The organism is Halomonas terrestris, from assembly GCF_049166755.1.
GTDB lineage: Bacteria > Pseudomonadota > Gammaproteobacteria > Pseudomonadales > Halomonadaceae > Halomonas.
In genome coordinates this window covers 82,318-95,907 of the sequence record NZ_JBMHFZ010000009.1, presented here as the reverse complement: position 1 = coordinate 95,907, position 13,590 = coordinate 82,318, and the positions used below count along the sequence as shown (strand labels likewise).

General features: G+C 61.1%; 16 protein-coding genes. All 16 read left to right on the top strand.

Annotation, left to right across the window (positions count from 1 at the left end; translation table 11 throughout):
- The first annotated feature begins 274 nt into the window (after positions 1–274).
- The 16 genes from ACOMD9_RS10875 (at position 275) to ACOMD9_RS10800 (ending at position 13,537) form a co-directional block, all read left to right on the top strand.
- The gene (locus ACOMD9_RS10875; RefSeq protein WP_421414782.1) at positions 275–1,117 is read left to right on the top strand and encodes an RHS repeat domain-containing protein; all 843 of its coding nucleotides are present in this window, start codon (positions 275–277) and stop codon (positions 1,115–1,117) included.
- A gap of 231 nt (positions 1,118–1,348) precedes the next feature.
- On the top strand, positions 1,349–2,287 hold the full coding sequence (locus ACOMD9_RS10870) for a hypothetical protein (RefSeq protein WP_421414656.1): 939 nt from the start codon (positions 1,349–1,351) through the stop codon (positions 2,285–2,287).
- A gap of 163 nt (positions 2,288–2,450) precedes the next feature.
- Positions 2,451–3,050: a 5'-deoxynucleotidase gene (gene yfbR / locus ACOMD9_RS10865; RefSeq protein WP_421414654.1), complete on the top strand. Its 600-nt coding sequence runs from the start codon at positions 2,451–2,453 to the stop codon at positions 3,048–3,050.
- Between the two features lie 48 nt (positions 3,051–3,098).
- Positions 3,099–3,299 carry a hypothetical protein gene (locus tag ACOMD9_RS10860; protein WP_421414652.1) on the top strand — a complete coding sequence of 67 codons (201 nt, stop codon included), beginning with the start codon at positions 3,099–3,101 and terminating at the stop codon, positions 3,297–3,299.
- Entirely contained in the window at positions 3,283–3,537 is a 255-nt protein-coding gene (locus ACOMD9_RS10855; RefSeq protein ID WP_421414649.1) for a hypothetical protein, read from the top strand. Before ACOMD9_RS10860 ends, ACOMD9_RS10855 begins: the two co-directional genes overlap by 17 nt.
- A gap of 400 nt (positions 3,538–3,937) precedes the next feature.
- Positions 3,938–4,840, top strand: a complete 903-nt coding sequence (locus ACOMD9_RS10850; protein ID WP_421414647.1) for a hypothetical protein — start codon at positions 3,938–3,940, stop codon at positions 4,838–4,840.
- Positions 4,841–4,930: 90 nt separating this feature from the next.
- On the top strand, positions 4,931–5,776 hold the full coding sequence (locus ACOMD9_RS10845; RefSeq protein WP_421414645.1) for a hypothetical protein: 846 nt from the start codon (positions 4,931–4,933) through the stop codon (positions 5,774–5,776).
- Between the two features lie 87 nt (positions 5,777–5,863).
- Positions 5,864–6,526: a hypothetical protein gene (locus tag ACOMD9_RS10840; protein WP_421414643.1), complete on the top strand. Its 663-nt coding sequence runs from the start codon at positions 5,864–5,866 to the stop codon at positions 6,524–6,526.
- A gap of 83 nt (positions 6,527–6,609) precedes the next feature.
- A complete protein-coding gene (locus ACOMD9_RS10835; RefSeq protein WP_421414642.1) occupies positions 6,610–7,119 on the top strand; it encodes a PIN domain-containing protein in 510 nt (169 codons plus the stop codon).
- 432 nt (positions 7,120–7,551) lie between these two features.
- Positions 7,552–8,121: a hypothetical protein gene (locus ACOMD9_RS10830; RefSeq protein WP_421414640.1), complete on the top strand. Its 570-nt coding sequence runs from the start codon at positions 7,552–7,554 to the stop codon at positions 8,119–8,121.
- Positions 8,122–8,210: 89 nt separating this feature from the next.
- Positions 8,211–8,507, top strand: a complete 297-nt coding sequence (locus ACOMD9_RS10825; protein ID WP_421414638.1) for a hypothetical protein — start codon at positions 8,211–8,213, stop codon at positions 8,505–8,507.
- 104 nt (positions 8,508–8,611) lie between these two features.
- Positions 8,612–9,226 carry a hypothetical protein gene (locus ACOMD9_RS10820; RefSeq protein ID WP_421414637.1) on the top strand — a complete coding sequence of 205 codons (615 nt, stop codon included), beginning with the start codon at positions 8,612–8,614 and terminating at the stop codon, positions 9,224–9,226.
- Positions 9,227–9,298: 72 nt separating this feature from the next.
- Positions 9,299–10,201, top strand: a complete 903-nt coding sequence (locus tag ACOMD9_RS10815) for a hypothetical protein (RefSeq protein WP_421414635.1) — start codon at positions 9,299–9,301, stop codon at positions 10,199–10,201.
- Between the two features lie 82 nt (positions 10,202–10,283).
- On the top strand, positions 10,284–10,835 hold the full coding sequence (locus tag ACOMD9_RS10810) for a hypothetical protein (RefSeq protein ID WP_421414633.1): 552 nt from the start codon (positions 10,284–10,286) through the stop codon (positions 10,833–10,835).
- 351 nt (positions 10,836–11,186) lie between these two features.
- Positions 11,187–11,555 (top strand): hypothetical protein, encoded by a 369-nt coding sequence (locus tag ACOMD9_RS10805; RefSeq protein ID WP_421414630.1) that lies wholly within the window; start codon positions 11,187–11,189, stop codon positions 11,553–11,555.
- A gap of 584 nt (positions 11,556–12,139) precedes the next feature.
- Complete coding sequence (locus ACOMD9_RS10800) at positions 12,140–13,537, top strand: DUF7146 domain-containing protein (protein ID WP_421414629.1); 1,398 nt, start codon at positions 12,140–12,142, stop codon at positions 13,535–13,537.
- Positions 13,538–13,590: the final 53 nt, after the last annotated feature.

Below are 13,590 nucleotides of genomic sequence, written 5' to 3'. Positions count from 1 at the left end.
ATATATATTTGGCAAGGCTCTGCTTTTTGGAGGGGATGTCACTAATGAAGATCGAAAACTATCGGGTCTTGCTATTTTCATCCTATTTTCGGGAACTGCTGTGGTAATTGCTGGGGCTATCCTTGAGAAGCTGTGCTCGCGCCGATAGATGTTGCCGGTGGTTAGGTGTTATCTCAGCAACATTCGCAGTCGCAGCTTACATAGTTGCTGGACCTAGTACCAACGCTATTGGCGCAGTGATTGGAGGTTATGATCCGGGGGAGTCCAGGTCACGATCAACGCTCAGGACATCACCCCACTGGCCTACCTCAGCGGCGGAGAGATCTATCAGGTCCACGTCGACCATCTAGGCACGCCCCAGGTGCTGACCGATGACACCAGCGCCATCGCCTGGGAAGCCCACTACTGGCCCTTCGGCGACGCCATCACAACCGGTATCCTGACGTTCAACCTGCGCTTCCCGGGCCAGTACCACGACGCCGAGACCGGCCTGCACTACAACTGGCACCGCTATTACGACCCGCAGACCGGGCGATATCTGACCAGCGTTCCGATCGGGTTGGTGGGTGGGCTGAACCCCTATCTGTATGCCGAGGCGAATCCGCTATTCTTCACTGACCCTGAGGGGCTGATGGCGCCTCAGCTGATTGGTGGCGGAGCCGGATTGGTTGTCGGATTTCTTGCAAGCTACATCAATGGTGCATCTATTGATGAAGCGCTTGTGGTTGGCATTCAATCAGGCGCAGCAGGATTTATTAGTGCAGGAGGCTCACTGCTTATGGGATTTTCAGTATCGACCACGGCAAATCTCTACGCCTCTGCATTTACATGTGAAGGCTTGACCATAAAATCGGCTAAAGAGGCTGTTGTTGCTGGCGGTTATTCAGTGATTGGCGGTGGGATAGGAGGTGCTGCTGGGCGGATTATTCGCCCTGTTAGAATGGTTGAGAAACGACCAGGTGTAATTATGAGAGGGCTAAATCGTTTTATTGGCGCAAAGCCAAAGATGGTTGACGCCAACACCCAATCCAGAACTAATGTTTCAGCAGCAATTGGCATTGCTAGCGAGAGCGCTATATCGGTTTACTTCTCTGGCATAGAAGGAGATGTAAAGTGAAGGATGGAGTTATAAAGAAAATTAAAAGTTCCGCTATGCTGGTAAGTCATTTCCTTACGTATGCTGGATTGCTGCTTGGGGCGGGAGTTATGACGCTCGCAGTTGTTAGCACCTATTCATCATTCTTCAGCCATATCTCTGATGAATGGCTAAGGCGGGTGGGAGCTATTGCTCTGTCAATATATGCTGCAGGGATTGTTTTGAACATCCTTCACGCACTAATAACACGTGGTGACTAAACCCAACCAGGCCTCCTGCCTCACTTACCCCAGCGGCCGGGTGGAGCAGGTCACCACCACCGACCCGGGCGGTACCAACGCCGTGCTGGCCAGCCAGATCGAGCGGACCCCGTTCGGCCCGATCACCGGGCTGACCCGCGGCAACGGCCTCACCGAGACCCGAAGCCTGGATCAGGCCTACCAGGTCAACGCCATCACCGTGCCCGGTATCCTGGAGCGCGACTACGGCCACACCGTGGACGCCAACGTCGCCAGCATCGATGACCTGCTCCAGTCGGCCCGGCATCAGGCCTTCGGCTACGACGCCGCCGATCGGCTCACCTCGGCCACCGGCGGCTACGGCGCCCTGGGCTTCGAGTACGACCACAACGCTAACCGCACGGCACGGCTCAGCGACGGCCAGCGGCACAGCTACCAGGTCAACCGCAGCAACAACTGGCTGCTCGAGGCCGAAACCCAGAGCTACCAGCATGACGCCGCCGGCAACCTCGTGCAGCGTGGCCAGGACACCTTCATCTACGACAGCCACCAGCGGCTGATCGAGGCCACGGTGGACGGCACCACGACGACCTACGCCTACAACGTCCGCCACCAGCGCACCAGCAAGACCGTCAACAGCACCACGACCCGCTTCTTCTACGGCCCGGGCGGCGAGCTGCTGGCGGAGATCGATGCCGACAGCGGCACCACCCTGGCGGAGTATGTCTGGCTGGACGGCACCCCGCTGGCCTACCTCAGCGACGACGCGATCTACCACATCCACGTCGACCACCTGGGCACGCCCCAGGTGCTGACCGATGACCGAATCGGCCCGGGACCAGGCCTTCGGCTACGCCGCCGCCGAACGCCTCACCTCGGCAACCGGGGGCTACGGCACCCCGGGCTTCGTGTCTCGAAAATCACCTCCCCGCCCTTAAAGGGCACTACCTGACGGTATCCCCTCCCGCAGATCCTCTACCCTGAAGCCATCTCGTCCCTCCGTGGACTTGATGAAGGTAGCGCTGGCCTTCCCAAACAATCAGCATTTTCCGACCCGCCCTGCGGCACACCTGCCGCTAGGCAATGGTGTGTCGCCTCTATGATGGAGATACACCATGTCCTACGGATTCATTGGCTTGGCCATGCGCCAGCACCTGATCCGCCGCTGGTCCCTGATGCGTTGCGTGTCCCCGGAATCCGTTCTGGAACACACCGCGTCTGTGACCATGCTCACCCTCATCGCCGGCACCATTGCTCGTGAACGCGGCAAGGTCATCGACCTTGAACGCCTCATGGGACACGCCGTGGTCCACGATCTCTCCGAAGTGCTTTGTTCGGACATCGTGACCCCGGTGAAAAATGCCACGCCGGCCCTCCGAGCTGAGTTCCGCAAGCTCGAGGACGCTGCTGAGAAGCAGCTTATCGGCACGCTGCCGGACAGCCTCCAGGACCCCATCCAGAGCTACTTCGAGCTGGAAGGGTACGAGGAGACCCTGTTCAAGGCGTGTGACGTCTATGCCGCGTTCATCAAGTGCAAGCTTGAGATCGCTGCAGGCAACTCCGCTGAGTTCCAGCAGGCATTCGACACCCTGTCGAGCACGCTGGAGGCGCTCAAGGGGGAGTGCGAGGAAATCGAGATCTTGGACGACTGGTTCGGAGGCTCGATCGGCGTATCCGTCGATCAGCTCATGGCCCGTCCCGAGATGACCTTCTGACCACACAACCCAACCAGCCAACCCCCAGCCTCATCAGGAGAAACACCCATGTCTGTCGCTCAGTTCGGAATTCCAGCCCTGCAGGACAACGGCGCCACCGCGGTGGTGCTCAACGAAGAAGGTCGACCGGCCATCTTCATCGAGGAAGTCGAGGTTGATGCCTCTGTGTTCGATCCTCGTGGAGAGAACTGGCAGGCCCGCGTGACCGAACGGGAGCTCGAGGAGGCCGTCAATGCGCTCTTCCTCTGAGGTGCCGTTCACCATCAAGGCCTTCGGGAATGATCGGTCCTGCCACGATGTGGCAGGGCTCGAGAAGACCCTCAGGGCCGAGTATGCCGATCAGTCGGTGGCGATCCATTACCGCAGCGGCAGGACAGGCCTTACCAAGGTGCTGTTCGTCGACGTCGATGTGGACGCTGTCCGGCAGAGCTACGGGGAGCGCCCTGTAGTCGATTTTTCCCATCTCGCCTGTGACGCCCAGCAGTAATGGCGACGCTTGCGTTCTACCTACCCCGTCGGGGCACCAGCCCCGACAGGGGAGGTGCCTCCAATCCCGCTATTGGAGGTTGTCATGACAGCAATTGCTCAATTCGGTATGCCCGCAGTTCGTGTTGCACCCGTTCCTCGGGAGCGTGGTGTCACCTTTCACACTTACTGCCCGCGAGGTGAGCTGAAAATGGAGACCACTGCCGTGGAGCTCGATGCGAAGGAACTGAAGGCCTTCCAGGACTTCAACAACGACCGCATCTGCCGCGCTGAACTGGACCAGATCCTCAGCACACTGCAGCTCTGACCCAGCCCCGGCAATGCCGGGGCTCTTTGTCTTCCCTACCGGGGCACTCACCCCGCTAGGGGATGGTGCCCCATCATGCAGATGGAGCCTGACCATGACTCACTACCAGACCTATATGCGGAACCGCCTACAGGCCTTCAGCTACCCGGCGGAGGAGTTGGACCTCAACGAGTGTTCCGGTTTCTGCCAGGGTGACGGGATCGCCTGGTACGGCATCCTCGACTCGGCTGCGCTGCGGGCCCTGGCCCAACGGCAGCAGAGTGGCATTGAGGGCAATGAGGCCCAGCAGTCCGCCTTCCAGCGCCTGCGTAGCCGGATCAACAGCAAGCACCTCGCTGAGCTGCTCGATCTCTATGACGGCCTTGGCCAGGAGCTCTCGCTCGAGATCTACCTCAAGGGCGACGGCCGCTACCACCACTGGAACTCCATGGGGGTGGCTTACCCCGAGAACGCTCTGGACATGGAGCAGCTGAAGGAGCTGGTCGAAGAGGACTCCACGGAGCCTGATCGGCACCTGACGCGCTGGACTGCCTATGAGCGGGCTTGGGACCACTTCTTTGCCTGGCTGGAAGAGGACCTGAAGCGCACCTCGCGAGCCATCGAGGGGGAGCTTCAGAACATCAAGCTGGCGGAGTATGTCGAGGAGGCAGAGGTGTGGTCCTTCGAGACGGCACGTTATCGCTTCGAGCTCCATGAGTTCAACGATGACGACCTGGTCGGCATCGGCCCCAGCGAATGGGACGAAGAAGCGATGATGGACTTCCTCGCCACCCTGGCGGCCGACGAAGGGCGCGTCACCAACCTGAAGGCGGTGATCCTCGATCGAGTAACCGGCGATGAGCTGGCCTCCGACTGCATCTGGTACTGGTTCGTGCCCAAGAACGAGAAGGGCATGGGCTTCAACCAGGGCCGGCGTTCGGTCTTTGCCGATGCGATCGATGAAGTGCGCCGTCAAGTGTCTGCTGCCGAGGTTGGCAGCTTCGACGAAGCGGCGTGATGTAGCAGCGGGTGCTCAGCCGAGCCCTTGCTTATTCGAGGGTCCTGCTCCCGTCAGGGGGTAGGGCCCTCCTGGATGACAGGAGGTCCCATGGGACACTACTCGTACTATCTGAAATGTCGGCTCCAGGAGCTGGGTTACCCGGCACTGAGCCTGGAACTGCATGAGTGCTCGGGGTTTGTGCAGGGTAGTGGGGTGGCCTGGTATGGGCGCCTCGCTGCCATGGATCTGCATGCCCTTGCCAGGCGCATGATCAGCGAGCAGGCCCGTTCGCCTCACGACTCTTTCTTTGCACGCCTTCTCGGGCGCAAGGAGGGGAAGAGGCTGCTGGAGCTGCTGACCTTCATGGACACCCTGAAGACCGACACGGTCGAGATCTACACCAAGGGTGAGAAGGGGGGCGACCACCACGCCTACTCGATGGGGATCGATGATCAGCTGGACTGGGATCAAATCTCCGCCATGGCAACCCAAGGCCAAGGGGAGCTCGAGATCTACCAACGCCAGTGGCAACGCCTTATCGAATGGCTGCAGGAGGATCTTGAGCGCAGCTCCCTCGCCATCGACTCCGAGCTTCGCAACATCAAGCTCTCGGAAGGTGATGAGGGGACCGTGGTCTGGGTGCGACACACCGCCCGCTTCAAGGTGGAGGTCATCAAGACGCGCATCGCCGATTTCGACCTCGAGTATGAAGAGGGCGAATCCGTGATGGAGCTGCTCACTGAGGTGGCCAAGGGACAGAGGGAGCTGTTCGGGCTGAGTGCCTACGTGGAGACGCTTGACACCAAGCTGGAGCTGGCAGGGGTGCATTCCGCGCCATTCACTCGATCGCTGACTGACCGCTTCTTCGACGGCGTGCTGTCGGATGTGGTCTACGAGGCGATCGACGAGGCCCGTGATGTACTGAAAGAACTGGAAGCTGCCGAGGCAGCTTGATACCGGCCGGCTCCTCTGGGGCCGTTCACTCAGGAGCCTTGCCCCCCACCGGGGGCTGGCTCTTTTCTATGTCCAAGGAGGCTTTCCATGACGCTCACGATCGATGTCCCGGCGGAACGCTGGGAAGAGCTCGCGAACATCAACTCCTGCATGGCCGCGTCCAGCTTCGATCCGAAGAAGGGCAAGCCACTGGCAGTGAAGTCGGATGTCTTTCAGGGCCGCCGCTATACGGCCTTCGGCAATGTCTTCGGCCCCTGGGGTGTGAAGCACAAGCCGACCATCTGGGCCTATCGGCTGGTGCCGGAAGCCCTGTATGACGGTGAGACGACTCTGGTCTACCACGACGAGGCTGCGATTGCCGAGGGCCGGCGAGCCCGCGGCGATCATGCAGGCCTGGTGGTGACCGTGAATGGTCACCGCATGGTGTGTGGCGAGAGGGTGAACCTGGTGTCCGGCCTGCCGGGCACGCCGCCGCTGTCACTGCCTGAAGCACAGGCATGGCGGCAGCGGGTCATGGCCACAGCATTCGCCGATGACCGAGAGGCCACCTGGCATGCCTATGCGGGACACCCGGTCATCCGGTACCACACAGGACGTGGCATCTCGTCGGCACTGCTCTGGTCGATCGACGGCCGGCAGGTCACCGAGATGTGGCTGGAGAAGGAGCTCGAGCTGGACTCACCCGATAGCCTCGCGGCGGTTCCTTCGGTCCCTGCTGGGGCCCAAGGGCAGCTGGGGATGCTGTTCTGACGTAGCGCCGATTGGCGCTGACCACCTATCGGGCCTCCCTCCCTACGGGGAGAGGGCCCGAAGCCGATGATGAGGAGACTCACATGACTGCAAGAACAGCGACAGGGTTCATCCGTCGCCAGATGGAAGCGCGTGGCTACCCGATGGCCAGCATCTTCTGCTCCGTCGCTTACGAGCCAGAGGAGGTGGCGGGAATGGCCCTGGAGGGCAAGTTCTACCATATCGATCTCATCCCGCTGCTGGAGATCTGTTATCCCAGCCAGGGATATGATGAAACGCCCCAGGTGAGGATCAGGAACCGGTTCCGGCAAGCCCGGGTCCGCCAGGCCCTGGATCTCATCGATCAGGCGTATCGCGGACTGTGTCTTGACGTCTGGGTCGACCCTTCGAAGGGGCCGCTCCTGACCGACCAGACCACAGTGAACGATGACTACGACTTCGTCACGTGGGCCAAGGAGACCGAGGAGGGCAAGAAGCTGCTTAGCGCCTCGCTGGCCGAGGCTCGCAGCCAGTTCGTCAAGGATCTGCGCCGACGTGTCGTTGCCGACTGTGGCGAGGTGTTCAAGGAGCTGATGGCGGTGAGTAAAGCCTGAAGGTGCTGGACGCATCGTCCATCGCCGCTGTTCCTTTTCACCCACCGCGTTATACTGACCCAAGCTCACCCCTCGGGGTGGGCTTTCCTCAGCGGGTTGTCGCCCAAGGCGCCAGCTCGATGCGGAAAGCCAAGTTTCTCTCTCCTCTGGAGAGCGAATCAGTGGAAGCGCTGGCCACTGTCAAAACAATCAGCATTTTCCTCACCATGACCCCAGGCCAGGCCTGCCAGGTCATTCTCAAGCGACCCCTGTCGCCCCGGCACCATCGTGTCGTTCCCCTGTCGGTGACGCTCTGAGCTCTCCACGGCCATCCGGCCGCGGCGTCCTTGGCGTGTTCCCCAACCACGACCCGCATTCGCGGTGTCGTTCTCTATGGTACTGGCTCCCCTTGTGGGGTGACCGGCCCCATGCTGCTATCCAGGAGGTAGTTCCATGTTCGATATCAGCACCGATGACAGCCTCTTCATCCGTCAGCGCCTTCGGGAGCTCGGATACCCGGATGGGTTGGCGTTCGGCGCAGAGCCATATTCCTTCCAAGAACCCGACGGCCCGCCGTTGGTCACGCTACAGGGGAACCTGCAGCGAGAACGACTGCTGGCGCTGGTTCAACTACCGGTGACGGTAGGAGGGGCGCCCACGGCCTTCCGGGAGCTCGCTGCGAAGCGACGCCGGCGGGACATGGCGCTGGCATGCGATGCCTATGAGCTGTTTCATGACAGAGATGTTCGGGTCCATATCGAAGCCGATATGTCGGCCCCTCCCCGGAGCCCCGAGGAGATCGCCTTTCGTGACACGGATCTTCTACTGATCGCCACCATGGCGAAGAGCCTCAAGATCGGTATCAGGAGTGACCTGGCCTCGGAAGAGCGCCTGTCTCTCACCACGCTGCAACGACTTGACCGAGTCTGGCAGCAGTCCCTCCAAGCTCTTGCCGAGCAGATGCGCCACGATGCGCGAATGCTGACGGAGGAGCTTTGGTCGCGTCTCGACGTGGCTGCCTGAAGCCACCTGCCCTGGGCAGGTTCCAACCCCCATGGGGCGACTCGCCCCCTCGGGGCGGTCGTGCCCCTTTGATCGAAAGGAGCATCACCATGACGAATCCAGCCCGGAATCATGACGGACAGCGCCCCTCGAGCACCCGATATGTGGTGCTGCATGAACACACCCTGGGGTACCTGTCCGGCTCGATGGTGGGTGTGCTGCGCTCGTCCATCCTGCGCGGCGCCCCCTACACGCTCGAGCCGGGTGTTGTCCCGCTTCCTCGTGATCCCGCTGCTATACGAGACGCCACTCTCAAGGACTTCGAGGACTTCCGGGTCGCCGTGCCACCGGACTTCGGCAATGCCGAGGCCGGATGCGCGGCGCACGAGATCCAGCCTGGGACCTGAGATACCGGCATGTCTTGCCCGAGCCTCCCACTGGGGGCTCTTACCCCCATGGGGCGACTCGCCCATGGGGCGGTCGTGTCCCTTCTGCTGAAAGGAGCACCACCATGATCCAAGAGACCGTAGCGGTCGAAAAACCGCCACTGCAGGCGCACCTAGAGCTCTGCCTGAGCCAGCTGCATCACTTCCCGACGCATCTGGTGAAGGTGTTTCCCGTGTTTGACGGAGGGGATCGGTTCGACCCCGGCGCAGGCTCCGAGACCTTCCTCGGTCTGGAGCTTGCCGGCGATCTGGATCTGACCTCGATCGAGCAAAAGCTGCAGCAACTCCTGCATCCCAATAACCAGCCCGCGGAGCTTTCCGGCTTTCAGTCGGTCTTGCTGGCTCGGCGTCGCCGGATGCTGGAGAAACTGCACATCATCGTCAAAGGAATCGATGACGATGATGCCGAGCTGATCGTGCCGATCATACCTTTCGTCGAGCCAACCTACGGGCCCGGCTCGTGCAGCCTGCTAGTGCCATACAAGCTACCGGAATGGACGGCCCACTGGCTGTCCTGGTGTGATGACCCGGGTGAGCTGACGCCAGAGGCGATGCTTGAGGCCATCCGCTTCTGCATCGACCTGATGAGCAATGAGCTCTCCGGCATCCTGGCGGATCTGGAGACCCATGCCAGAGCCTTCCTCGATAATCTGCCCACGCCGGCGTCTATCGCGGCCTGACGCTCTTTCCCACCCCAGCCGGGGCTCTCTCCCCGGCTGGGGCGAGGGTCCCTCCTATCCCTGGAGGACACCATGACCGAGAGCCAACGACACGACGAGTGGGGCGCCCTGCAGCGCTACGCCGAGCAGGTGCTCACTCGACGCGGATTGCCTCGCATAAAGCTTGAACTGACCTGTGATGGAGATGGCCTGCCTTGTGGCATCCGTCCTGTCGGAGGGCAGTTGACGATTCCAACCCTTCGTCACCAGCTGGATCGGCTGACCGAAGAGAAGGTCCATGACATGGGCATCAGCTCCTTCCGCCGTATCCACGCGAGACGGATGCGCAAGGAGGTCAGTGCCATCCTCCACCGTGTCGAAGCAGCGGAGCCATCGATGGCCATGGAGGTCAAGACGCCCTCGCTGCCTCAAGAGCGCCCCACGCTGTCCCGTCGGTTCACTCTGTCCGGGGTGCTACCCATCGTCGAAGCTGCCGGTGGGGCTTCGATGCCGGCAGCGCAGGAGCGGCTTCTGATCCAGTTCCTGGATGAGGTTCATGAACGGCTGGCGCTGGACGTTGAGGAGATCACCGGTGTGTGCCGCAGGGTCGTGCCGGCAAAAGCTGACTCAGGCGCTTGGCGCACCGTGCGGGTCTATCGGACACCTCGCTACACGGTGGAGATCCGATGCTACACGTCGCACTTCGACTTCCTTGCTGAAGACAGGCTGAAATCATGGTCCCTTGAGCAGTTGGTCGATGACATCGATGCCATTGCAGATGGGCAGAAGCAGTTGCGCAGTCTGCAGTGCCTTATCTCACGACGTGACACCGGAGAAGGCCTGGAAGACGCCATGCTCTTCGCCTATGTCGACTCCCCTGGAGAGCGCTCACGCGAGCGTAGGGTGGTTGCCAGGTCGATCCGGCAACTCCGTAGTGAACATGGTGGCAGGGACGGCCTTCGTCCTCAGGCTTCCATTAGCGCAAGCGCGGCCTGAGGCCGCCTCGTTGTCTCAATCCTTCCCGGGGTGCTTCCCCGTAAGGGGAGGCCTCCTGGAATCAATCTCTCAGGAGGTATCCATGACCAACGCCTTCGACATTCCGGCGGTAACGCGAGAGCTGATGATCGCTGCGGGGCTCCCCGTGGACATCGGCTATGTGAAGTCCGGTGTTGAGTGCCAGGCGTCTGGCCGGCTGTATCCCGATGAAGCAAGAATTTGCTTCCATGGGGTCCTGTCCTGGGCGGCTGTCTGCACGCTTGCGACTGAGTTGTACCAGGGTGGAACTTATACCGGTATCTACCCTGTCAGGGCTCAGCGACAGAACCGATTGCTGCTCGGACTGGCAAATGCCTTGGCCGCCAGAGACAGCAGCATTTCGATCACGCTCACCGAGGATGGTGATCTCCGATCGTCGGTCAGCCCCAAGGGGCTGGGCGTTGTGCTCGAGCAATCGACCATCAAGGGGCCAATGCCTCCGGGGCCAGGGATCACACCCCATGAGGCGACTCGCTTCCTGGCGGCCCTGGAGAACGACATCCGTCGCTATCTGTGGCACCTCTCTGTCGCCATCCTGGCACAGCTGGAGCGGCGCTATGCGGCCTGGCGGTTGGAATCAATCGCCAAGGCATGAGGAAGGGTAGTAGCCAGCGGATGTCTGCTGGCGCGTACCTTCACTGACAAGGCGCCGAATCCCTTCTCGGGATGCTGGCGCTTACAACCAAAGGAGGTTGCCATGACACACGATGACGCCGTCAGGCGCATGAAGAACCGACTTCGCCTGTGGGGCTTCCCCGCGGATGCGAAGACAACACGGCTGCACTACCACCTGACGCTCGATGACCCTGATCAGGAGCCCTTCGTGAGTATGCAGTTCCAGTGCCACTCAGCGGCGGTTCTCCGACCCCTCATGGCTCGGATTTACCGGCCACGTCGTGAGACGTCCGCCTTCCGTCGCTTGTACGTAGCTCAGCAGGAACGGGGCATGTTGAGCCTGCTCGGGATCTTTGACCAGGACCATGCCGCCGCGTGGGAGCTGGGCATCTTCGTCAGCCATGCACCGGGTATCTTCACCGGGAAGGGGAAGGCGGAGACGGCTCAACCCCTGATGGAGCTGGTGCCGACCCAGACCGCCGGCACCATCGAGGTGCTCGTCAACAAGGCCTACCGGTCTATTGGCGTCAGCTACCCTGAACGCGCCCGCACACTCGGGGTTGTCTGGGGGCGCTTCCTACGTGATCTCGAAAGTGAACTCGAGGACACCGCGGAGGCCCTGGTGAGAGAGCTGGTGGAGAGCCTGGAGCGCTCTGGAGAAACGGCCGTCACCGACGAGCCGATGACCGCCGCCGCTTAGGTAGGCGAGTAGGGAAGGGGGCTCGACGAGCCCCCTATTTCCCCACCCGAGGACTCTTTACCATGGCTCGAGATCGTGCCATGCTAATAGGGCTTCTCTGCCTCTGGCAGTGAAATGAAGGTAGCGCTGGCCTTCCCAAACAATCAGCATTTTTCCTACCACCCTACTGCGGGCACATGCCCAGTAGGGAGTGTGCTCTTCTTCATTGGAGGCACACTGATGAATTCTCATACCCCCTATCGTCTTCGTTACCAGGCTGGCCTCGTTGCCCCCGGCGAGTATCTTTTCGTCCGTTGGCTGAACGAGCACCAGCGCGTAGCGATTGTGCGATCTGTGGAGCGGCGTACCGAGCATGTGCTCAATGCTGCTCATCTTGCTTGATCTCTGACCAGGTGTCCTGACGCCATCCTGCGCTTCTGCGTAGGCGTCATTTTGGGCACCCATTTTGACCCCACCCCTGCCGGGAGGCACTCTCCCGACAGGGGGAGTCCTCCTTGGTTCCGGTGTCGGGGTTTCCCTGAATCCCGCACCGTGCCGGGCTTCAGGGAAGCCTCGATCCCGGCTTCTTCGCCAAGGAGACTGTCATGAACGACAACACCTACTTCAAGACCGACGACGTGCGCGAAGCAGCCACTGGTCGCTGGCCCCTGATTCTTGGGGCGCTGGCGCCTCAGCTGGAAACTGCTATGCGCAAGGTCGGCCGTCATGTGTCCTGTCCGGTCCATGGTGGCAAAGACGGCTTTCGTCTCTTCAAGAAAGACTTCGCCGAGCACGGCGGGGGCATCTGCAACACCTGCGGTCCCAAGAAAGATGGCTTCGAGCTGCTGATGTGGCTCAACCACTGGGACTTTCGGATGGCCGTCGAGGAGGTGGGCAAGACTCTTGGAGTCGAACCCCGCCATCGCCGGCCGACTGGGAATGCCTCTGGCCCGTCTCGCGGCAAGTCCTTCAAGCAGCAGCATGCTGATCGCTCGAACAGCCCGGCACCGGCAATCGCCAGGCCTACCTCGAGTGCTCCATCAGCAGCTGGCGCTGTACAGGCGACCTCAGATCCTCGCATGGCCTCGGCCGAGAGCAGGGAGCCTGAGGTATCCACCTCCCCGGCCTCTAAGGTGGTCTCCCTCGAGGAGCGCTCACCCGAGTGGCTCAGGGAGCTTCAGGAACGGATGTCGAAGCAGTCCCAGGTCGACAACGCCAAGATCCAGGAGCGTATCGAGCGCGTCTGGTACGAGGCAGTTCCCATTACCAGCCCGAGTGCACAGCCGGCCATGAAGTACCTGGCCAGCAGGAAGATCGTACTCCGCAACCTGAGCGTCCTCGTTGATGGCGACTGTGTGCGGTTCCATCCCGGCCTCCCGTACTTCGAGGAAGTCGAGGAAACGATCACTCAGGAAGGCAATGAAACCACCATCACGAAGTGGAAGAAGAAGGGCGACTACCCCGCAATCATCTGCGCAATTCGTAACGTGGATGGCGAGATCGTCACGCTTCACCGCACCTACCTCTCCCAGTCTGGCAACAAGGCCAGGGTGGAGAGCGCTCGAAAGATGATGAGCGTGCCGGACAACAAGTCCGTTGTAGGTGGGGCCATTCGGATGGGTACCCCGGTGGATGGTGTCCTCGGCGTTGCCGAAGGCCTCGAGACCGCTCTCAGCGGCTTTCGTGCCACGGGCATGCCGACCTGGAGTTTGGTCAATACGACCCTTCTCGAAGGGTTCGAGCCTCCCCAGGACGTCCATACGGTCATTATCTGGGCCGACAAGGACAAGAGCCACGCAGGGGAGCGCTCAGCCAATGTGCTGAAGTCTCGCCTCGAGGCTCAAGGCCTTAACGTCGTGGTCCTGATTCCGCAGCAGCCCATCCCGGCTCGCGCCAAGGGCGTCGACTGGAATGATGTGATGCGGACCCAGGGTTTGCTCGGGTTCCCTAACCCCAGGCTCCTGCGTCAGCAGGTCAACCCACAAGCGCTGGTGAACAGCTGAAGTTGTCACTGGCGACTGACATGCCTCCTTTCTCTGCCGATCGGCAGAGGAGG